Source organism: Exiguobacterium sp. RIT452 (genome assembly GCF_003598705.1).
Classification (GTDB): Bacteria; Bacillota; Bacilli; order Exiguobacteriales; family Exiguobacteriaceae; genus Exiguobacterium_A; species Exiguobacterium_A undae.
This window is the reverse complement of sequence record NZ_QXJB01000001.1, coordinates 612,224-630,793: the sequence shown is the minus strand read 5'-3', so window position 1 is coordinate 630,793 and position 18,570 is coordinate 612,224. Positions and strand designations below refer to the sequence as shown.

Below are 18,570 nucleotides of genomic sequence, written 5' to 3'. Positions count from 1 at the left end.
ATTTGCTCAGTTTCCCTTCTCCGTTAGGCTAGATGAGACTTTTTGACAGAGGTATCCGACGATATGATCATGGGTCGTCCGTTCTTTCAAATCATCGTTTTCAATCAGTTCGTCAATCGCTTCCGAAATGACATTCCACAGTTCCGTATTCTTGTATGGATCGTAAGGAGTTTTCATTGCTTATTCTCTCCCTGCTTTTCTTGTCGTTCCCGCCACTCCATGAACCCTTCCGTCTCTTCTTTTAAAAAGCGCAACCAAAGTTCATACGTCCGGGCGTGTTCCTGCCATTCCTCCATGAACTCGGTCTTTTGAACCGAATCATCGAGTTGATCAATCAACAAACGGGTTTCCTTAAGCGTCTCCGCATCGTCTTCCGTCTCACTTAAATACAAATCTTCATTGAGATGATGGAAGGCGTACCACAGCCAATTCAACAGATGACGAATCATCGTCTCGATTGCCAGTTGTTCCTGCCGACCGCCGCGGTCAATCGCCGTCTGAAGATATTCAAGACTGTTGTCTTCTTCAAAAGAGAAGATGCCAAACCACCGATACGGTCGTACGTCTTCCGGCAGATCATTCATCCACTGCTTGAGGACAGGTTTCAATAACCGCTCATTCAAGGGATGAATCAGCAGTTCATGCACATCTTCTTCTCGTTCACATGCGGTCAGCAACCAGTCCGTGAACTGCCGTTGTCGCTGAATGTCCCATACGAGTGCTTCCGCTATGAATTTGTTCATCTGCTGTAAAAACACGTTTCGCAATCCCTGTTGTTTCGCAAGATAAGCGGAACGTAATGATGAGAAGTCTGAACTCTCTTTTTCTTGCAACAACTGCTTTAAAAATGTTGTCGGCATGCCTGACCCTCCCGTTCCTTGTCAGCTTACGTGTTAAAACGTTTTTTGCTTTTATTCATGTAGCCCCACAGTAACACGCCCGTTGCGAGTAACAGACCGGCGTCCAGATATTTTATGTCCGGTGCATGTCTGTAACTGATGTTAATCAGGACATAACTGATAAAGCACATCGTTTTGACCCAAAACGGCAGCATTTTTCCGCTCGTCGACATGATGAGGAAGGGTACTGCTAGGATGACTATCCCGTACGGAGATAAAGTCCAGGGTGTTACAAGCGGAATCAATCCCACTCCGAAAAGTACATACGCAAACCATGTCGCCCTCTTGTGAAACGTCAACTGTTCTTCTTGACTCGGCACCGGATCCGGTGTGATTTCCTGTTGATATCCGTCCGCCTGCTTCTCGGCAATCAGTTCCTTCACGCGACGACGGGCTTGAAAACGAAACGTAAACTGTTCTTCTGTTTTTTCATCAATGTCTTCATCCAGCATCCATGGTTCATTGACTCCAAAAAATGCCTGAACCGTCCGACCGTCGCGATAAATGGTCCAGGAATACATCAAGCTGCCGATGTGCTTTCTAAGTATGATCATCAGGATATTTCCTCTTCCCTTCATGAACTCTATTTTGCTGAATAAATCGGTTGATCCAATCTGAAATCATACACCTCAGTCCAGATGTTCAAACGGGTCTTGTTGATGATGACAACGTCCCGTCGCCATTTCACACTTACCTCTCTACATGGATATTCCCAGTAGACGCGGCGCTGTTCTTTTGTTTTTTGATCTTCCATGATGCCGAGCATCGCAAATCCAGTCGTCGCCCCACCGCTCGAACGGTAAAACCGTAACGTATACCGCTCGTCAGGAGAGGTGACCGTCTTGTATAAATCGCCTTGCGGTACATATTTGATATGTACGGCGAATAATAAAATGTAGATTTGCCAGGCCAAATATCCCGCCAGCAGTATGCCAAGTAGACTCGCGATGATTCTAATTTTTTTCCACACGTTCATTTCCTCTTCTCTTGCTTTTTACCATGATGCACTGACCCAGTACAGCAGAGGAAAGGCTCCGGCAAAGCACAGGTAACCGTACTGTTTAACGGATAAGGAACAAAGGAGAAACATCACGACCGATCCAATGATTGAATCGGTTCCGTTAGCCGCGTCCAAAAAAGGTGTCTCATCCGGGTGTTTGGATCGGACGCATTTCAGACCCAGTGCAAATAAAGCAAGGACGACTCCGATTCCAATCAATGATAGGATCATTTTTTCCCCTCGTTTCGTGAACTAATAGTTTCAAATACGTCTCGTTCCAAAAGTCGGTTTCATTAAAAAAACCACTTTTCCGCTCGTCCGGCCGGAAAAGTGGTGCTCACTCTGTCGTCAGCCTTCGAGTTCCTCGAGAACGTTCTCCGGGTTCAGCTCGAGCCCTTGCAGATTGGCATCCCAGTTTAGTCCACAGTACAAACCGTCCTGAATCATGTTCGGCAACCAGCCATCTGTAAAGACATCAAGATCGAGGCGAATCAGATGATACTTCTCCCATCCGTTTGTCTGGCAGGCACGCGCTCCTTCTTCCGTCGAGAAGAACAATAACACATCCGATTCATCTTGGTTCGACGGACAATAGGCCCAACCCGACTGTTTTAGTTTCGATAATCCGTAGACAGATCCTGTCTCGAGTACGGTTTCAAAGAATTCATCCGCTTGGATGGCACTCTCTAACAGCTGTTGCTCTTGTTCTAAAAAGTCTACGAGCGTCGGGGCGACCGGGAACAACTCCTGTTCTTCGTGATCCCACAGGACGATGGTTTCTGCGTCCGGCAAGAGATAGCCGAGCTCATCCCCGGAACCGTCCGCAGCAATCCGGAAGAACCCGTCCGGATAGTCTTCTGCATCCGTCGAGTTGACACGGACGATGTCTTCCCATGTCCGCTTGATATACTGTTCGTCCTTGATCGGATGGAATTGCCACTCACCGGCTTCAAACTTATTTTCCTTTTTAAAGTAAGTCCGCAACTCGGACGGCAACGAAAATCCGAGTTCTGTCTCGACTTCCTGCAACCGTTCTTCTGTAATGCCTGGTAATCCGATCTGGTGTTCCATTTTTACTACTCCTTTATGTATAATTTTGTTTCTTCTATTGAAGTGAGATTAACTTTTCATTTCCATCTATTCACACGAATTTTCTGCTTCGAATCCTGTATTCGCTTGACTAACCTTTTGAACTTTCGTCGATCACAATAAAATAGTTAACGATCATGCCGCCATTCTGCATCTATCTCTTTCGTACTTGCCGATACAGCGGAATAATCCGTTCCCTCGGTCCGATGACATCCACACCTTCTCCATCCGGTCCGACCGCAACGACGGCGTATGAGACATCGATTCCCGGAAAGTCTTCTGTCGCTGATAATACATCTGTTCCGTCCGTGATCACGGAATAGAGATAATTTTTCTGACCGTGACATCCGCATGCGTGCAGGAATGGAATCATTTCTCGCAACGTGTTTTCCTGATTAACGATGAGCCGTATGTTAGTCTCACGCGAAGCTTCTTCTCCATCAATGAGCTTTGTTACGTCATTGCTTGACGTCTGATACGGTATGTCAAAGGATTCGAGAACCGCAATTGTTTCATTTATCGAAAAATCAAATACATCAAAGACCATGCAGATCGGGAATGCATTCGTTTGCCCGAGCAACCACACCGCATCCTCGCTGGCAACTTCTTCGGTTGATTGGATGATTGCGAATCCCCACTCAAAATAAATATTGAGATGTTCATACTTTTGAAAACGCTCATCCTTCGGTATATCGACTTCTAGATGATGAACCTGTTTGTAGTGATCGACTAACATGTTGCTTCCGCCCTCTCTTCAGCAACGTATGATTGCTTTCCGCTCTATGAATATGATTCTTAAATCAATGGCTGACGTGTTAAGTCAAGCAGTTCATCCTCTGTTGCATCAATGATTTCGTCGAAAGCATCCATGCCCTGTTGCTCGAGATAGTCCGCTTCCGATTCGAAAATCGGAACAAACCAGACAGGCAAAACGTGTTCTGGCTCATCAAAACTGGCATCCCCATGATGGATGAAAAAGCTCTCGTCAAAATAAAACGGTGCTGTCACGTAGACTCCTGCAAAGCCGTATTGTCCGAACACCGTCTCAGGCATGCTGTAAAATTCGCCCAATTCAAATGCCTGTCCAGTTTCCAGAGCATGGGTCGTCAGACGCCATAGCAATTCGATGACATCTTCCTCCGCTTCCGGCTGCTTGACCGACATCATCAGTTCCTGATGATAAAATCGCTCCTCTTCAAACTGAAGCGGTCGCCACAGTAATCCGAGTGTTGTCGCTGTATAGGTATTATCGATGGGTGCGTTCTCAAACTTCAGGAATTGAATGTTTTCTTCCATCATATCTTCTAACTCTAAACTTCCTTTTATCTCACCACAGTGTTTTTCCAAATGCTCAATATAATTCATATGTCCTCCCGTTTACTTTCTTCGCCGGCCAAACAAGGCCTAAAAGAAATTCCATATATACTTTATATTATATAATCAGATAACATTATTGGGAATTTTTATTTTAATTGTTAACACCTATTTTTTCATTTCGATTTAGGTTCATCTTCCAAATAATTGGTATAATCACTGTGATATTAAAAGAACGCGAAAGGAACGTGTCCATGAAAAAATTATTAATGGGTTCACTGATTGCCGCGACCGCATTAGCAGGTTGTGGTGTAGACGCATCAACACAAGTTAAAGATACTTCCTATGATGGAACGTACTTAAAAATCGGTGTGATTGGAGAACAGCCTGATCTGCAAGAGAAAAATGTAAAGTTTTCAACACTCTCATTTGAAGAACTAGAAGACACGAACCAGATTTCTTCACAATTTGATGCGGTGTTCATCACAAAAGATAACCTAAAACAGGCAGATGAAGAAAAGTACGTGAAGGTGTACCGGAAACTTGATGTTCCGACCTTCTTCTTAGAGACAACAAAAGGATTTTTACCATTCGTATCTGAAGACCTGACGTATACCAATGCGAGCGAACTGGAGCATTCCTATGCATCCGGTTATCTGCAAGGGAAAAAAGATCGCTATCGCTACTGGGAATATGGATTAAACAACGATCAAAAGAACGATCAAATTATCAAAGATGTTTATTCACAGATTTTCAAGACGGTTGCAGAAGTGAAAGAATAACAAAAGGAGTGTAACCGGGTCTGTTCCATCGCCCGTTTGCACTCCTTTTAACATATCCGCTCATTCAACATCTTCGATTTCAATCGTCTCGTGTTGATAAGGATGATCTGAAAAATTCGCAACAAAGTCAAATCCATTGCCATCATGATTCACCCATAGGAAGAAACAATTCCGCTCGTCATCCGAAAAGTTCAACCTGAACTTTTTAAAATAAAAGTCATTTTTTGTCTCATCGATTTCAATCGTCTTCTCGCTTGAAAACAATACACTCTCGTTATTGTATGCATCTTGATAAGCTTTAGGGAAGTAATGAAAAAATGCTTCTTCTGAAGTGATGGTCAATCGATGATAAATATTCCCCCGGTCAAATCTTGTGCTGCTGTCAGCGTCGTGCGCAATGTTGATCTTGCCCGAACCACTCATACTGTGAACGTACAGTGGATAATGATTCAACTCCAGTAAAAATTCTCGAATGTTCTTGCTGTAAAGAGCCATCCCGTCCTGCCACGAATCTTGCAACAGCTGTTCCATGTCGACATCTGCGTATTCTTCATCATCCGTATAACAATGAAAACGCACTTTTCCTTTGTCCTCGGACGTAAAGATAAAAGCAGTTCCTTCACCGACCAACATACTATCCAATTCCATTATCCCAACTCCTTCATTCGTCATCTGCGAAGTCAATTCGTACGCCGACGATTTGCCTCGAGACATCATACTGTATGTCAACATCATACAGTCCGTCTCCAAAACCTGACGACGAGACAGCTCCAAATGAGACGATGCCGGCCTGGTCGTCGGACGAAACAATTGTCTCAAATTCCATTGCTTGATTCTGACGATAAGCTGTTCGATCGAAGATACCGGCCAGTGCCGAGTCCGTGCTGATTGGTTGATCCTGACGGCGCCATTTGCCGCTCCACTTTTTATCCCCTTCAAAAACAAGCAGTTGCTTGACCCACTCGTCTTCCGTGTAAATGGTGGCTGCCGTCCAGCTGCCTGACTTCACATTCGACAAAATCAGCTGTAAATCCGTGTCTTCCTCTAGTCCGTAATAAGGATCCGTCACGATTAACTCATTGCTCTCGACCATAAAACGGCCAAGTCGGTAGACCTGATTCATTTTTCGTTTCGGGACATGCCACTCGACGAACTGTTCCAAAGAAGACGACGGATATTTTGCAATTCCCGTCTTTTCGTTCCATCTAAAGACGAGTTCCTGCAGGAAACGTTTTCGAATCCGGTAACACAGCTTGTCACCCGTTAGATTTTCACCGATACAAATCAAGTCATCGGGCAAGCCAGCCGGACGCTTCTCATTGTGACGAACGATATCCTGTAAGACTGCTTGTCTGCTTGCTACAGGATACAGACTCCATTCACCAAACTGTGCACCATTCGTCTGCAAAAAAAGGTCTCTGTATTCATCTGGAAACAAAACACCTAAGGCACGTTCTGCTTTTCTCAGTTCAACGGCTGATACCCCGGGCATTTTTGAATCGGCATGGAGGCGTTTAGTGAGTTTGCTCACGATATCATCGCTCCTGTCCATGTTGTTTAGACGACTTCAGGCAACCAAATAATTAATACAAGTGCCAGCACCGTTTTCGAAAATTGTTTTTTCTCCAGAAACCACGGGAATAACACCAGTCCGATTAGCGTCATGGTAAGCAACACCAGTCCCAGATTAAAGTAATGCGCTCCCGCTGCTAACGGAATATTCATAATCCGAAAATCTGCATTCGGAAAATAACTGAGTCGGGTAAAAAGTATGTTTCCAAATACGCCGCCTCCCATCAACAGAATGGAGATGATCAACATTTTTTTCTTCAATATGAACAGCCCCTTTTTAACATCTATGTATGATTTCTATCATATGTCATCCTAGAATCGTTCCGAACATCACCACGACCAAGGCCAGCGTCAATGACCAGACGATTGTTCTCCTATTGTTCCCTTCAATTCGTACATACCAGAGCGGAAAGATATTCATAACTAAAAAACCAAATGACCGATACAGCTTTTCCTCTGCAGCATCCCACCCAAGCAACGCGGTTATACTCACCAGGACCAACAACAAAACGGTCACGCTGATACTGATTGTCCAGACACGATTACCGGGTTGCAACCGATTAAACAGAAAAGCCGCGACCGTTCCGATACATGTAGCTATACACAGATAATACAAAACGTGCTCCACTCTCATTCCTCCATGTTCAGTTTCAACCTTCTTTTACGTGTACCAGGATCAATCGGTTTCGTCATCCAGTAACCAGTCATCATTGATTTGCGAAATGACGGTCCCTTTCGGAAGCCGGGTCACCAGGTGTTCGATTGGTATATAGCTTTCATCGTTTGACAGCAAATAAAAACCGTTGCCATCGTGGGCAATTTTAAAACAGGTCATGTTCGGGTGCATGGTCAAAACACCAATCGGGCGAATCAGTTTCAATCGCCACCATTTTATCTCACCCAACTTAAATGACAGGTTATCCGAGTACGAGATCGTATAAAATAGATTTTCCGATGCCAGCCAGTAGGTTTTGTTCAGGACAAGACGCAGTTCTTCCGCATTTTGAACGGTAATCGTATAACACGGATGGTATTCCCTATAACGGACATTCACCTCTCCACTTCGAAACTGTGTATCTAAATCCAACACGACATACGAAAGCATATTTTGCTTGAAGAACGCGTCATGTTCTTCATGTAACTCGTACTCATCCACAAAACTGATATAGAGTGGAAACACCTGTTGATGGATTAAGAATTCGAGTAAAAATTCTTTACTTTCATCTGCTCCGTCTTTTTCAATTCGGCTTACATCAATAAAATAAGCTGTCTTCAACTCTCCACCCATTTCAAACGGGTATCCTAAGTTCATTGCATCCTTTTCGATAATCTCTTTTTCCATAATCATGATTTCTGCCATTTTGTTCTCCTTACTGAGACACAGTTTTTTTATTTTTTAAAGTACAAGTGATGTAAAAGACGAAATTTAAATGTCTTTTTCTTGATCCTCTGTATGTAATATCTCATCTTCTATTACTTCATCATTGATTTGCGTAACGACCATCTGATCCGGCAAACTGGCGATCAATCCAGCAAGAGAAGTGTACTGCGTATCCCGGCTGAGGATACAAAATCCTAATCCGTCATAATCAGTGGTGATGTAGGTCTTTGAAGCATTAAAATCAAACACAGCAATGGATTGTCTTCTTTTGACTCCCCGCTCCCAAAAGTCTCCCCATTCGAACGTTAAAGTATCCGCATGACTGATGCAGTAGAATACATTTTCAGATGCGAGCCAGTACGTTTTGTTTAATACAAGCAGTAAGTCAGCAATGTTTTGGATTTTCACCGTAATACAAGAGTAGTAGTTGTAACGTTTGTACCCGTAAGATTTCAAGTTGCCACCACAATCGTCGATCGTATAATCAATCTGATGTTTTTGAAAAAAGGTTGTAAAGTCTTCAGACAGTTCGTACTCATCTACAAAATGCACATACAACGGGAAGACCGCTTGATGTGTTAAGAATGCCATTAAAAAGTCTCGACCTTCTTCGACGTGTCCTTCTCCGCTTAAACGATGCACAACAGGTAAACCTCCGTCAAACCGATAGGGATGCACTAGGTCTTCTATAAAATGTTGAGTGACAGGCTCTTCTATAATCAGGATTTCAGTCATTTTATGCTCCTTACCGGAAAATAATGTTGTACTACCTATAAAGAATAACGGAACCTGTCTAAGGTTTCCATTTTTTCTAATATAAAGTCTATTTTTTGATATACTACATGATAGATTCACCTTGAAAGGATGAGCTTGATGTGGAAAGCGATGTTATTTTTTTCTGTCTGGAACGGTATCACCATTCCAATTCTTCTATCTGTCGTGTTCACTATCTTTAAACCGCTTGTTTTAGCAGATAAGACCGGTATCAGTATGATTGTCATCGCAGCTATCGTTTCAGTATGTAATCTTTATATCGCAACACGTATTTGGAATCGAATCGAAGAGAAAATGTACAACCGAAAGACTTTCATGTAAAAAACGCAAATACTCTTGTTCACGGAAGAACAGAGCATCTGCGTTTTTTTCGTTCTCATCACATAAGAGATCCGACGGGATACTTGACCCATTTCGTTGCCTTCGACGCCATGTCTTTGATTTCAAAGAATCGGTTCTCAATCTCATTTCCGCCGAGGACAATGACCTCCAGCATATTTTCCCGATCAGCCCGCTCCATCGCTTTATTGATCTTCTTCCCGGACAGTTCAACTTCAATCCGACGGTCTGCATCCTTCTGCATATAAGAAGCAAGCCGCCTAAGTTAGCTCTCTATACTATGGGTTCAGGTCCTCTTCTTCGATGTGTGCTAAAAACATTTCTTGTAACAATTCATCTGTTTCCTCAGAATCTAGTAGTAACTTAGGCTCAATGTCACAGTTTGTTAGTGTGGAAGTCCCGTCCATAATACCACATACATGTGACACGTCATCAATTATAGTTTGTTCGATAATCCTCATAAATACACTTTGATCATCTTTACTCAGGCTTCGAAACAATGTAACTGCCTGCCTTGAATAGTCATCCGTATCAGAACTTATCTCCATGTTGTTAAACATGTCTTTATAAGACTGGACACTCTCAGTTACAACCGTTTCGTAAATTGCTTTTGCAAACCGTTCGGTCTTACCGTCCATTTCTCTTCCTCATTTCTAAATATTTTTTTTAATTTAAGCTAATCATTTTTCTAAAAGTTGTATTGTAAATCCCCCTTATAAACTATTCTTAATTCTCTTATATCTTCACAATAGTTCCGTTGATAATTGAAGCATGTCCCATTTGTTTTTATTCTGACAAGGATAATGTCTTCGTTAAGTACTCAAAATTGACTTGAAAAGAACTGTTTTGCTTTGAGAATTCTCTTGAATTTTTTTTACTCATCTCTAAAAAAATATGTACAAAATGAGTTGCATAATATTGGAGTTCGAGAGATTAAAACGAACTATAGACACGATTCCCGCTTCAAAAGCTTTAATTTTCTACTCTTAAGTTTTTAGATAGAATAAGAAAGAAAAAGAATGTGCAAGTGGAACTCATCCATTTTGACCCTTAATCTATTCTGTAATATATGAAAAATCATTCTTGTAAAAAAAGTAAAAAATAGATCTGAAAATGTAAAAAAATGCATTGATCCGATTTACATTCATACTATAGGGTGCTACATTTTTTAAGACGTCGCTACATAAGAACAAAATCAGAAAAAACAGGCACGACTACAGGAAAAGGAGCTCCAGGACAAGTTAAAATTTCAGTTGGGGCGACTAACTCAAATCCATTCGTAGCTAACAGATCCGGATATAACGATTTTTCAGTTGTAAAATAATTAAGATCGTTACTTATTAGAAGCCCTTCTTCGATTCATTAGTAATTTAGCCCCATTAAAGCGTTCAATCGTCGCTTTTTGGGGCTTTACTCTTTAAACTTTAACAATTAAAACCTCTAAATTATTTTCTCAAAACAATTCGATCGTAAAACATTATAAATGGGGAAGTCTTATGAAAAAAATATTCTTAGGAATCGGATTATTAGTTGGTGCATTTTCAGTATTCTTCTTTTTATTAGTTGCTGACAAAGATGTATATTTCAATGATGATACTGTATATGATTTCTCGTTATCAAAAAACATCTCCGGCGAAAAACTTACTCAAATCGCAAGCGAAACGGATATGATGATTCGTTTAGTAAAATTCAACGATATCAGTTTCGGAAGAAATCATTTAGATGTCACGTTGTTGAATCCTACTTCCGATGTTAAATTGGGACGTCAGCCAAGTATTTTTCCGGGAAATCAAATTATTTATTCTTCATACTCGCCAAATGAAAAGAAGAAAATAAAGTACTTCACTATTCAATCAAACGATGAAAATAAAGTTAATCACTTCAAAGAGCAATTGTCGACCGCAGGATACGAAATGGTGAGTAGCACATCTGAACCGACAACTTTTAACGTAAGTATGCTCTTTTCATCACTTAATTTTAAATTCTTCTCGCTATTGACTCTTTTGATTCTATTCAGCATTTCAACTTACTATATTCATCGCATAAAAGAAATCGGAATAAAAAAATTAAATGGATGGAATAATTTTCGTATTTCGTTTTCATTAATTAAAAAACTTGTAATTCATTCATTCGGAGCTGCATTGTTGTTCGTTCTTCCTTTTGCTGTATACATTTCTGTCACTGATCTTAATGCATTAAAATCGTATGCTCTGATGTGTATCTACTTGTATCTCTTTTTAGCCATTATTTTTATCGGATCCAGCATAATTGGTTCACTGTTTATTTCTAGATTAAACCAAGTGAATGCGATCAAAAATAATAAAAATAATAAAAAGTTGTTCTATGTTCTATTATTTTTCAAAGCAATCGTTGTAACTTTGTTAGTCTTATCGCTCGATACGAGCATAAAAGATATGAACAAACTGAATTCTGCGATACATTCCATCAATCAGCTTGAGAAAAATGCGTTTTACACAATCCAAACTGCATCTTCTCCAGAAGAGAAGGTTCATAAAGAGCTAGACCATTACATCGAATCATTAAAAGATGAAGGAATTTTCAACTACTCTCCGTCAGAAGAGACAGTAGATATCAACCAACTGAACCAATTAGAGACTGAAGGCATGTCACAAAATCTCGAAAACATTCCTTTGACTATAGTCTCTCAAAATATTTTAAACGTCGTAAAGATTAAAGATCAGGATGGAAGCCTTTTAAAATCCGATGAAGTTCAGCCTTTTACTTTATTGGTACCGGCTCATTACGAAAAAAAGATCAAAGAGGTATTAAAGTCTTTATCTCTAGGTAAAAAAACTAAAGTACATTATGTTAAAAATGGTCAAACACAAGAAAATCTATTATGGCCAGGCTCATACCTATTTGACACAATTACTTATGTCGCACCTTTACAGAAGAGTTTGTATTTGAACTCAGGAGAAGTACTTTTTGATACATCCAGTGCTACCGCATTAATGAAAGAGATAGAATCAAAAGGTTATGATTCTGGCAGCATAGATGTAAAATCGATGAAAAGTGAATACAATCTTGCCAAAGGGAATCTTTCTATTGCTACTGTAGAATCGTTGTTCCATGTCATAATTACCGGTTTCTCATTCTTGCTCTGTATCCTTTCAATCATTACGATTTTCTTAGAGTTTCGTAAAAAGGAGTTTGCGGTGAATCGACTTTTAGGTAAAAGACCGAAATCGCTAATAATGAGTTTTTTGATTTTTAATGGAGTAATTACGCTATTGATTGCAGCAGTAATTAACTGGATGCTGATCATTCTTTTCTTAATCGAAATGATGCTATTCGTTATATTTATTAATAAATATATGAAAAATAAAGCTATTCTCGTCTTAAAAGGAGAATAAATTAAAGGTAGGAATTAAAATGGCGATAATACAGCTTGAGAATATTACTAAAAAGTTCGAAGGTAAACATATTTTCAATGGTTTTAATCTATCTGTTGAAAAAGGAGAATTTCTTGGTATAACAGGAAAAAGTGGAGCGGGAAAATCAACATTATTGAATATAATAGGACTGCTTGAGAATTGCGAGGGCGATGTGATTTTAAAGGGGAAAACATATAACGATATTCATTCAAAGAGTGCTCGAAAGGTCCTTGAAAAAGAGATCGGTTATTTGTTTCAGAACTTTGCGTTGATAGATGATTTCACGGTTTATGAAAATCTGAACATTGTTTTTAATAAAAAAAGCAAAAAAGAACGCAGAGATGTTATGGATCAAGAATTGAAGAAATTAGGGCTTGAACATGTTCTAGATAAACCAATCTACCAACTGTCTGGTGGGGAACAACAACGGGTCGCACTAGTAAGATTAATCCTTAGTGAAAGTGAAATCATACTAGCAGATGAACCAACAGGGAGCTTGGATAAAGAGAATAGTGATTTAATATTAAATCAGTTAAAAACATTAAATGCTGAAGGAAAAACGATTGTTATGGTGAGTCACGATAAAAATGCCTTTAGTTATTGCAGTAGAATCGTTAATTTATAATAGAACGAGTTGCTCTTTAGAAATAATCGTTCCTATCCACATCATAGATAAAAATACCAATACCATACCTTGATCAGGCTGCCGTCACACCGTATTTGACCGGTGTAACGGCAGTCTGATTCTTCTTGGATACATTCTTTAGATAGTGTATAACCTGCTTACAGACCTCTTATTGAAGGTGTTTTACATGTGTGTCATATCGCTAGGTCAGTCTAGTTTTATACTTTCTTAACCTCTTGGAGGAAACGGATCATTGCCGTACGAATCCTTATCGCGGATCTGCCCTTCCTTATTGTGAATGATCAGCTCAACCTGTTGATCCTTCGCAATTTTCCGTCCTGCTGCGATGGCTTCTTTTTGTGTCGGAAACCGTTCCGTTGCTTTTGAAGCCCCTTCCTCAATGACCTGATAACCGCCATCCGGATGTGGTGTAATATGCTGATTCGCCATGAATTCACTTCCTTTTTAGTGGATCGTTTTATCCTGCTTCTATCCTTGTTACCCTTAACTAAAAGTCTTCATTCGTCTGGAAACAGTCTCTAGCGCATCGAAACCTTGTTCACTTAGCAGTACACAACAACCGCCCGGAGAGGAGCATTCGCATGAAGTTACACGATTATTTACAGACCCATTTTGACAATCCGGACGTGCTAAAAGAATCTTTTTCGGAGCGTCCACTGACACTAAGTCTCGACTTGCAAAAAGAACTATACCAAATACAAGATAATTCCGATGAACTGAATATGGCGTATTTCGAGAAGGTCTATCAAAAATCGCTCACCTTGTTTGAAGATCTTTTTCAGGAAGACGACCGTCTGTACCTCGTTGTACGTGTCCGAAAAGACCGCCATTCTCCTCCGGCGAAAAGTACGGAAATCTTTGAGCATTATCTTAAAAATAACAAGAATCGATACACGCTTGAATTTGAAAAAAAGAATGTCGGCGACGAGGACGTCATTATCCAATACGCCCGCTTGTTACCGAACAGACAGGTCATTTATTATACAAAATTGCTTCAAGCAATCTGTAATCAGGACTTTCCTGAGTTGTATCCCCGCTTCAAATCGAGACAGACGTACTATCCCGAAATCTTTTTTGTGCATGCCGATCAAGATATCATCCTGCATATTTTTGACGACCGAGGCTGTTTTATCTTAACTAACAATGAAACGAGATTTAAGCTTCTAAAAGAAAAATATAAATCTGATCTCTCTGAAGGATATTTACTTTTAAACGAACAGTCCGATTAACAGATGGGAACAGTATGCTTGTTGGAATATAAAACAACCGGTTTTCATAACTGATTATCAACAGAATTATTTAGTATCGCTAAACGAAAAAATCCGGTGTCCTCCTTTTAAAGGAATCACCGGACATAACACAATTCGCTTACATTTGTTTATTTCTTCGCTCATACCCCATAACCCAACCGTGCAATAACATTCCGATGATTCCCCATAAGATCATTACTAATCCGATAAGTATAAAAACTACTTTCAAAAATGGAATCATTTCTGTATTTGACAAAAAACGCATGAATATGATGCCGGCTACCGTTAACATCAATAAAAAATTAAAGTTCTTTACCATTTCGTTTCACTCCATCTCAAGAAATAAGTTTATTCGACCGATTTTTTTGTTTCAAGCAACTCTTGTTTTTGCGCCTGTTGTTTCAAGTCTTCCTTCCACCAGCCATTAATAAAAAACGTACATCCAACAATCAGTGCACCAATCGGGAAATATTTCAGATAATAGTCATCGAGCGACTCACCGGCAAAATTCGGTGACAGCTCGATGTAGGCACTGAACAGTTGAACGATAAAGAACAAGAAAAAGCTGACAATCAAAGCCCATGTGCCGTAACGATAATTTGGATTCTTCAACATGTGTATTCCTCCTGGATTAAGTTATTTTAATCTGATTTCGCCGTCACCGGCTGTACCTTCACCTGTATCATCACGGACGATATAGTCGATGTCATAGACACCTGCCGGAATGACACCGGCTTTGACTTTTCTCTTCAGCGTCACCGTTGTATGCGGTTGAACTTCCTTCGACAACCGTTTCGGCTCCACTTCTTCGTAAGAGTCGTAGACGACTTTTTGCGTATCGTGCTTGCGGACCTTTACATTGAGCAGATGACCGGCCCGGGAGACGACTTTTACCGGATAATCGCCTGTGTTCGTCAGTTTGTATTCAAATACAAATCCTTCTTTGACGCTTCCTGTATAGCCTGTTTCGACCGACTGACTGCTCGGTTTCATGTCGAGGGACATACATCCGGCTAAACTGAATAACAATGGGATAATCAGTAGTTTTTTCATTTCCATTCCTCCTTTTCGCACGCATTTCAAAAGAGTGGATGAAATGAAGGTGCTCCCTGAACGTAATGCTTTGCTTATTCCCAGCCCGGTAACGGACGCGGTAACTGGTCCGCAAAGGCCCGGTAGCCGTCATAACTGAGCCCTTGTTTTTGCGGGCTTTCATTTATAATTAATGAGTCGCCTGTTTCTTCTTCATTTTCCCAAAATCGAGATTCCGTCTGAAAGACATTAATTAATGAATAATGAAATTGTCGATCAGACAACCGGTTACGGACATCCTCAATTAGCTTGTTAAAACGGGATCCGCCTTCATGACGTGACATCAACCGTTCTTTCCCAGACTTCCCTTCGTAGATCGAGACGGTATATTCGTAATCTGAATCAGTTTTTGAGATCGGATATTCGATTTCGACCCTAACGGAATCGACGAATTTGATCGGTAGCAATGGCTTGACGTCTTCTTTCGGAGAATCTTCGTCGACGAAATAATTGTCCTTCTCAATGCTGAAGTCTTTAAATTCCCAAAATACGTCCCCTTGGGCGATGATTGAATACTCAAGGAACGTGCCGAAGTTTTGGCCGATTGGATCGGCGTCCTCAGTTGTTCCCTCATGATACTTCCAGTACATATAAGGTGTGTCTTCTGTTTTAGCATGTTCCGTATGAATTAAGAGATATCCTTCATTGACTTCACCAATCACCCAAAAATAATCAAAATCTTCATCAATAAGACCATCTTCTTTTGCTTCTATTGTCGATTCGATTACTTTATCAAGAGAATACAACACTAGCCCAAGACCGTCGTCAAGAATAAACAGATCCGCTCCGTCATGCAGTTCAAGAAACGTTTGGTATTCACTCGGCAATTTTTGATTGAATTCGGCTTCGAATGCCGCAAGCGACGAAGCGGTCACCGGTTCCGGAAAATTGAATTTTGCCTGACCGATTTCATTGTACTTCCGTTGAATGAAGGTTGATCCGTGATTGATTTTCTGTTGAAGCCCACCGAGTACTGCTGCGATTTGATTCATATCATTCTCTCCCTATCATGCTTTTTCCCAACCCGGTAACGGACGCGGTAAGTCGTTCACAAATGCTTGATACCCGTCATACTGCATGATTTGGGTTTGCGGATGTTCGACGCGTTTCGCGATCAGTTCACCGGATGCATCTTCGTTTTGCCAAATCAGTGCTTCTTTTTGGAACACATTGATTTCTGTAAAATGGAACCGTGGTTCTTCCAGAGTACTCAGCAGGGAGCGATGCACCTGTTTCATCGTATCGTAGTCGGATCTCCACCATAAATCAGGTTTTCCATTTTCATATGTATAAAAAGAAACGATAAACCCTCCCCGGCGGTAAATCGGATACTCAATTTCAATCCGGACTCGTTCCTCGGAAGCAATCGGCACGCCGGCCTGCACATGCTCCGTTTCTTCTTCGACGTAGTAATCATCTTCCCGGACATCAAAAATGTTAAATTCCCAGTACATGTCGCCTTGCGCGATGATCGACCGTTCAAGGAATGTCCCGAAGTTTTGACCGATGGCATCTGTGTCTTCAGTTGATCCTTCATGATACTTCCAGTACATGTAGGGTGTATCTTCTGTTTTCGCATGCTCCGTATGAATCAGTAAGTACCCTTCGTTTACCTCACCGATGATCCAGTAATGATCATAGTCTTCATCAATCAGACCGTCTTCCTTGGCTTCAATCGTCTTTTCGATCACTTCCTCGAGCGGATACAAGACCAGCCCCTCATCGCCTAACATAAACAGTTTCGCTCCGTCATGCAGTTCGAGAAATGTCTGGTATTCGCTCGGTAACGGTTGCTTGAACTCGGTTTGGAACGCTTGAAGTGTTTCCGGTTTAACCGGTTTTGGCAGATGGAACGTGGCTTGACCGATTGAATTGTAACTGCGCTGGATGAACGTCGATCCATGGCTGATTTTCTGTTTGAGTCCATCGAGGACAACTGCGATTTGATTCATAATATCCATCCTTTTGTTTCTCTATGTATGAGCCGTATTGCCTCATCTTCCTTTAGTCTACCATTTTACCAATAATTTGGTCGATTCTTCCTTCCTGTTTCTGTGGTATCCTTTTTCTAATCAAAACAATGTCTTGCGAATCACAACTATGTACGCACTTGGAGGTGAACCATGCAAAAACAATCTTCGATGTTGCTGATTTTACTGGCAGCAATGCTGTGGGGGACGACCGGCACGTCACAAGCCTTTGCGCCGGAAGCCGCTCATCCGATTGCCATCGGCGCCGTTCGTTTAGCGGTCGGCGGATTATTTTTACTCAGTCTCCTCTTATTGACCGGCAAGTTGACGCTGAAAGATTGGCCGCTGCCAACGATTTTTCTTGCTGCGCTCAGCATGGCCGCCTATCAGCCGTTGTTCTTTTCCGCTGTCCTGATGACCGGAGTCGCGGTCGGCACGGTCGTCGCGATCGGCAGTGCGCCGATTTTTTCCGGAGTGATTGAATGGCTTGTCTTAAGAAATCGACCAGGTACCATTTGGTGGCTGTCGACATTGCTTTCGATTGCCGGTTGTTTACTGTTAGTCATGAATCAAGCATCTGTCTCGGTCGATCCATTCGGGATCATACTCGCACTCGGTGCCGGAATGTCCTTTGCCGTCTACACGTTTGTCAGCCGGGACTTAGTGAAAACACACCTTCCGCTATCCGTCGTCGCAGTCGTGTTTACACTCAGCGCTCTCTTATTATCGCCACTGTTATTCCTGTTTGATCTGTCATGGGTCTTCAGTCTGCGCGGCGCCGGCATCAGTCTGCATCTTGGTGTTCTCGCAACAGGTATCGCCTACTTATTGTTTGCACGAGGTCTTGCGCACGTCTCGTCTTCGACAGCCGTCACACTCTCTCTTGGTGAACCGTTGACTGCTGCTTTACTCGGTGTCTTTGTCCTCGGGGAAACACTCAGTCTGTTATCGTGGGTCGGCATTTCGCTTTTATTTTTCGGCATCGGACTACTCGTCTGGTCGTCGCGTTCGACACGACAGCCGGACATCCTCGAACTTGCCAAGGAAAAACACTCTTAAGGAGGGAA

At 41.4% G+C, this 18,570-nt stretch carries 27 protein-coding genes; 6 read left to right on the top strand and 21 right to left on the bottom strand.

What is annotated here, in order from left to right:
- Positions 1 to 6: 6 nt before the first annotated feature.
- The 8 genes from D3D03_RS16760 to D3D03_RS03215 all read right to left on the bottom strand — a co-directional run bounded on the left by D3D03_RS16760 (position 7) and on the right by D3D03_RS03215 (position 4,353).
- Complete coding sequence (locus D3D03_RS16760; protein ID WP_199699989.1) at positions 7 to 177, bottom strand: hypothetical protein; 171 nt, start codon at positions 175 to 177, stop codon at positions 7 to 9.
- Positions 174 to 860: a hypothetical protein gene (locus D3D03_RS03245; protein WP_119922722.1), complete on the bottom strand. Its 687-nt coding sequence runs from the start codon at positions 858 to 860 to the stop codon at positions 174 to 176. Before D3D03_RS03245 ends, D3D03_RS16760 begins: the two co-directional genes overlap by 4 nt.
- 26 nt (positions 861 to 886) lie before the next feature.
- Positions 887 to 1,453 (bottom strand): hypothetical protein, encoded by a 567-nt coding sequence (locus D3D03_RS03240; protein ID WP_119922721.1) that lies wholly within the window; start codon positions 1,451 to 1,453, stop codon positions 887 to 889.
- Positions 1,454 to 1,482: 29 nt separating this feature from the next.
- Positions 1,483 to 1,875, bottom strand: coding sequence for a DUF5412 family protein (locus D3D03_RS03235; protein WP_119922720.1), 393 nt, complete (start codon positions 1,873 to 1,875; stop codon positions 1,483 to 1,485).
- 18 nt (positions 1,876 to 1,893) lie between these two features.
- A complete protein-coding gene (locus D3D03_RS03230; protein ID WP_119922719.1) occupies positions 1,894 to 2,130 on the bottom strand; it encodes a hypothetical protein in 237 nt (78 codons plus the stop codon).
- Between the two features lie 117 nt (positions 2,131 to 2,247).
- Complete coding sequence (locus D3D03_RS03225) at positions 2,248 to 2,970, bottom strand: DUF2750 domain-containing protein (protein ID WP_119922718.1); 723 nt, start codon at positions 2,968 to 2,970, stop codon at positions 2,248 to 2,250.
- 172 nt (positions 2,971 to 3,142) lie between these two features.
- Positions 3,143 to 3,724: a hypothetical protein gene (locus D3D03_RS03220; protein WP_119922717.1), complete on the bottom strand. Its 582-nt coding sequence runs from the start codon at positions 3,722 to 3,724 to the stop codon at positions 3,143 to 3,145.
- A 59-nt stretch (positions 3,725 to 3,783) separates the two neighbouring features.
- On the bottom strand, positions 3,784 to 4,353 hold the full coding sequence (locus D3D03_RS03215; protein WP_119922716.1) for a suppressor of fused domain protein: 570 nt from the start codon (positions 4,351 to 4,353) through the stop codon (positions 3,784 to 3,786).
- 203 nt (positions 4,354 to 4,556) lie between these two features.
- On the opposite strand from D3D03_RS03215, the gene D3D03_RS03210 reads away from it, so the two are divergent.
- Complete coding sequence (locus D3D03_RS03210; RefSeq protein WP_119922715.1) at positions 4,557 to 5,084, top strand: hypothetical protein; 528 nt, start codon at positions 4,557 to 4,559, stop codon at positions 5,082 to 5,084.
- 60 nt (positions 5,085 to 5,144) lie between these two features.
- Here D3D03_RS03210 and D3D03_RS03205 read toward each other — a convergent pair whose 3' ends face one another.
- From D3D03_RS03205 to D3D03_RS03180, 6 genes are all read right to left on the bottom strand, one after another.
- Positions 5,145 to 5,732 (bottom strand): hypothetical protein, encoded by a 588-nt coding sequence (locus D3D03_RS03205; protein WP_119922714.1) that lies wholly within the window; start codon positions 5,730 to 5,732, stop codon positions 5,145 to 5,147.
- Positions 5,733 to 5,745: 13 nt separating this feature from the next.
- The gene (locus D3D03_RS03200; protein ID WP_119922713.1) at positions 5,746 to 6,615 is read right to left on the bottom strand and encodes an SMI1/KNR4 family protein; all 870 of its coding nucleotides are present in this window, start codon (positions 6,613 to 6,615) and stop codon (positions 5,746 to 5,748) included.
- 26 nt (positions 6,616 to 6,641) lie between these two features.
- Complete coding sequence (locus D3D03_RS03195; protein WP_119922712.1) at positions 6,642 to 6,917, bottom strand: hypothetical protein; 276 nt, start codon at positions 6,915 to 6,917, stop codon at positions 6,642 to 6,644.
- 46 nt (positions 6,918 to 6,963) lie between these two features.
- Positions 6,964 to 7,284 (bottom strand): hypothetical protein, encoded by a 321-nt coding sequence (locus D3D03_RS03190; protein ID WP_119922711.1) that lies wholly within the window; start codon positions 7,282 to 7,284, stop codon positions 6,964 to 6,966.
- 48 nt (positions 7,285 to 7,332) lie between these two features.
- On the bottom strand, positions 7,333 to 8,016 hold the full coding sequence (locus D3D03_RS03185) for a hypothetical protein (RefSeq protein WP_119922710.1): 684 nt from the start codon (positions 8,014 to 8,016) through the stop codon (positions 7,333 to 7,335).
- 66 nt (positions 8,017 to 8,082) lie between these two features.
- The gene (locus tag D3D03_RS03180) at positions 8,083 to 8,679 is read right to left on the bottom strand and encodes a hypothetical protein (protein ID WP_119922709.1); all 597 of its coding nucleotides are present in this window, start codon (positions 8,677 to 8,679) and stop codon (positions 8,083 to 8,085) included.
- A 231-nt stretch (positions 8,680 to 8,910) separates the two neighbouring features.
- Between D3D03_RS03180 and D3D03_RS03175 the strand changes: the two genes are divergently transcribed.
- Positions 8,911 to 9,132, top strand: a complete 222-nt coding sequence (locus D3D03_RS03175) for a hypothetical protein (protein WP_119922708.1) — start codon at positions 8,911 to 8,913, stop codon at positions 9,130 to 9,132.
- Positions 9,133 to 9,190: 58 nt separating this feature from the next.
- Here the strand turns inward: D3D03_RS03175 and D3D03_RS03170 are convergent, their stop codons facing one another.
- Both D3D03_RS03170 and D3D03_RS03165 read right to left on the bottom strand, forming a co-directional pair.
- Positions 9,191 to 9,394, bottom strand: a complete 204-nt coding sequence (locus D3D03_RS03170; protein WP_119922707.1) for a His/Gly/Thr/Pro-type tRNA ligase C-terminal domain-containing protein — start codon at positions 9,392 to 9,394, stop codon at positions 9,191 to 9,193.
- Positions 9,395 to 9,428: 34 nt separating this feature from the next.
- The gene (locus D3D03_RS03165) at positions 9,429 to 9,788 is read right to left on the bottom strand and encodes a transposase (protein WP_119922706.1); all 360 of its coding nucleotides are present in this window, start codon (positions 9,786 to 9,788) and stop codon (positions 9,429 to 9,431) included.
- Positions 9,789 to 10,646: 858 nt separating this feature from the next.
- Between D3D03_RS03165 and D3D03_RS03160 the strand changes: the two genes are divergently transcribed.
- Complete coding sequence (locus D3D03_RS03160; protein WP_119922705.1) at positions 10,647 to 12,524, top strand: hypothetical protein; 1,878 nt, start codon at positions 10,647 to 10,649, stop codon at positions 12,522 to 12,524.
- A gap of 19 nt (positions 12,525 to 12,543) precedes the next feature.
- Positions 12,544 to 13,170 (top strand): ATP-binding cassette domain-containing protein, encoded by a 627-nt coding sequence (locus tag D3D03_RS03155; RefSeq protein ID WP_119922704.1) that lies wholly within the window; start codon positions 12,544 to 12,546, stop codon positions 13,168 to 13,170.
- Between the two features lie 228 nt (positions 13,171 to 13,398).
- On the opposite strand, the gene D3D03_RS03150 is transcribed toward D3D03_RS03155, so the two are convergent.
- Positions 13,399 to 13,620, bottom strand: a complete 222-nt coding sequence (locus D3D03_RS03150; protein ID WP_026833220.1) for a DUF2188 domain-containing protein — start codon at positions 13,618 to 13,620, stop codon at positions 13,399 to 13,401.
- Between the two features lie 152 nt (positions 13,621 to 13,772).
- Between D3D03_RS03150 and D3D03_RS03145 the strand changes: the two genes are divergently transcribed.
- Complete coding sequence (locus D3D03_RS03145; RefSeq protein WP_119922703.1) at positions 13,773 to 14,420, top strand: DUF3885 domain-containing protein; 648 nt, start codon at positions 13,773 to 13,775, stop codon at positions 14,418 to 14,420.
- A 369-nt stretch (positions 14,421 to 14,789) separates the two neighbouring features.
- On the opposite strand, the gene D3D03_RS03135 is transcribed toward D3D03_RS03145, so the two are convergent.
- From D3D03_RS03135 to D3D03_RS03120, 4 genes are all read right to left on the bottom strand, one after another.
- Entirely contained in the window at positions 14,790 to 15,056 is a 267-nt protein-coding gene (locus D3D03_RS03135; protein ID WP_119922701.1) for a hypothetical protein, read from the bottom strand.
- Positions 15,057 to 15,077: 21 nt separating this feature from the next.
- Positions 15,078 to 15,494: a hypothetical protein gene (locus D3D03_RS03130; protein WP_119922700.1), complete on the bottom strand. Its 417-nt coding sequence runs from the start codon at positions 15,492 to 15,494 to the stop codon at positions 15,078 to 15,080.
- 74 nt (positions 15,495 to 15,568) lie between these two features.
- Positions 15,569 to 16,525, bottom strand: a complete 957-nt coding sequence (locus tag D3D03_RS03125; protein WP_119922699.1) for an SMI1/KNR4 family protein — start codon at positions 16,523 to 16,525, stop codon at positions 15,569 to 15,571.
- A 15-nt stretch (positions 16,526 to 16,540) separates the two neighbouring features.
- The gene (locus tag D3D03_RS03120) at positions 16,541 to 17,485 is read right to left on the bottom strand and encodes an SMI1/KNR4 family protein (protein WP_119922698.1); all 945 of its coding nucleotides are present in this window, start codon (positions 17,483 to 17,485) and stop codon (positions 16,541 to 16,543) included.
- Between the two features lie 171 nt (positions 17,486 to 17,656).
- Here D3D03_RS03120 and D3D03_RS03115 point away from each other — a divergent pair, with 171 nt between their 5' ends.
- Positions 17,657 to 18,562, top strand: coding sequence for an EamA family transporter (locus tag D3D03_RS03115; protein ID WP_119922697.1), 906 nt, complete (start codon positions 17,657 to 17,659; stop codon positions 18,560 to 18,562).
- Positions 18,563 to 18,570 lie beyond the last annotated feature (8 nt).

Coding starts and splice junctions, on each gene's coding strand:
- D3D03_RS16760 (WP_199699989.1), bottom strand. CDS start 177: ATGAAAACTCCTTACGATCCATACAAGAATACGGAACTGTGGAATGTC.
- D3D03_RS03245 (WP_119922722.1), bottom strand. CDS start 860: ATGCCGACAACATTTTTAAAGCAGTTGTTGCAAGAAAAAGAGAGTTCA.
- D3D03_RS03240 (WP_119922721.1), bottom strand. CDS start 1,453: ATGATCATACTTAGAAAGCACATCGGCAGCTTGATGTATTCCTGGACC.
- D3D03_RS03235 (WP_119922720.1), bottom strand. CDS start 1,875: ATGAACGTGTGGAAAAAAATTAGAATCATCGCGAGTCTACTTGGCATA.
- D3D03_RS03230 (WP_119922719.1), bottom strand. CDS start 2,130: ATGATCCTATCATTGATTGGAATCGGAGTCGTCCTTGCTTTATTTGCA.
- D3D03_RS03225 (WP_119922718.1), bottom strand. CDS start 2,970: ATGGAACACCAGATCGGATTACCAGGCATTACAGAAGAACGGTTGCAG.
- D3D03_RS03220 (WP_119922717.1), bottom strand. CDS start 3,724: ATGTTAGTCGATCACTACAAACAGGTTCATCATCTAGAAGTCGATATA.
- D3D03_RS03215 (WP_119922716.1), bottom strand. CDS start 4,353: ATGAATTATATTGAGCATTTGGAAAAACACTGTGGTGAGATAAAAGGA.
- D3D03_RS03210 (WP_119922715.1), top strand. CDS start 4,557: ATGAAAAAATTATTAATGGGTTCACTGATTGCCGCGACCGCATTAGCA.
- D3D03_RS03205 (WP_119922714.1), bottom strand. CDS start 5,732: ATGGAATTGGATAGTATGTTGGTCGGTGAAGGAACTGCTTTTATCTTT.
- D3D03_RS03185 (WP_119922710.1), bottom strand. CDS start 8,016: ATGGCAGAAATCATGATTATGGAAAAAGAGATTATCGAAAAGGATGCA.
- D3D03_RS03175 (WP_119922708.1), top strand. CDS start 8,911: ATGTGGAAAGCGATGTTATTTTTTTCTGTCTGGAACGGTATCACCATT.
- D3D03_RS03170 (WP_119922707.1), bottom strand. CDS start 9,394: ATGCAGAAGGATGCAGACCGTCGGATTGAAGTTGAACTGTCCGGGAAG.
- D3D03_RS03165 (WP_119922706.1), bottom strand. CDS start 9,788: ATGGACGGTAAGACCGAACGGTTTGCAAAAGCAATTTACGAAACGGTT.
- D3D03_RS03160 (WP_119922705.1), top strand. CDS start 10,647: ATGAAAAAAATATTCTTAGGAATCGGATTATTAGTTGGTGCATTTTCA.
- D3D03_RS03155 (WP_119922704.1), top strand. CDS start 12,544: ATGGCGATAATACAGCTTGAGAATATTACTAAAAAGTTCGAAGGTAAA.
- D3D03_RS03150 (WP_026833220.1), bottom strand. CDS start 13,620: ATGGCGAATCAGCATATTACACCACATCCGGATGGCGGTTATCAGGTC.
- D3D03_RS03145 (WP_119922703.1), top strand. CDS start 13,773: ATGAAGTTACACGATTATTTACAGACCCATTTTGACAATCCGGACGTG.
- D3D03_RS03135 (WP_119922701.1), bottom strand. CDS start 15,056: ATGTTGAAGAATCCAAATTATCGTTACGGCACATGGGCTTTGATTGTC.
- D3D03_RS03130 (WP_119922700.1), bottom strand. CDS start 15,494: ATGAAAAAACTACTGATTATCCCATTGTTATTCAGTTTAGCCGGATGT.
- D3D03_RS03125 (WP_119922699.1), bottom strand. CDS start 16,525: ATGAATCAAATCGCAGCAGTACTCGGTGGGCTTCAACAGAAAATCAAT.
- D3D03_RS03120 (WP_119922698.1), bottom strand. CDS start 17,485: ATGAATCAAATCGCAGTTGTCCTCGATGGACTCAAACAGAAAATCAGC.
- D3D03_RS03115 (WP_119922697.1), top strand. CDS start 17,657: ATGCAAAAACAATCTTCGATGTTGCTGATTTTACTGGCAGCAATGCTG.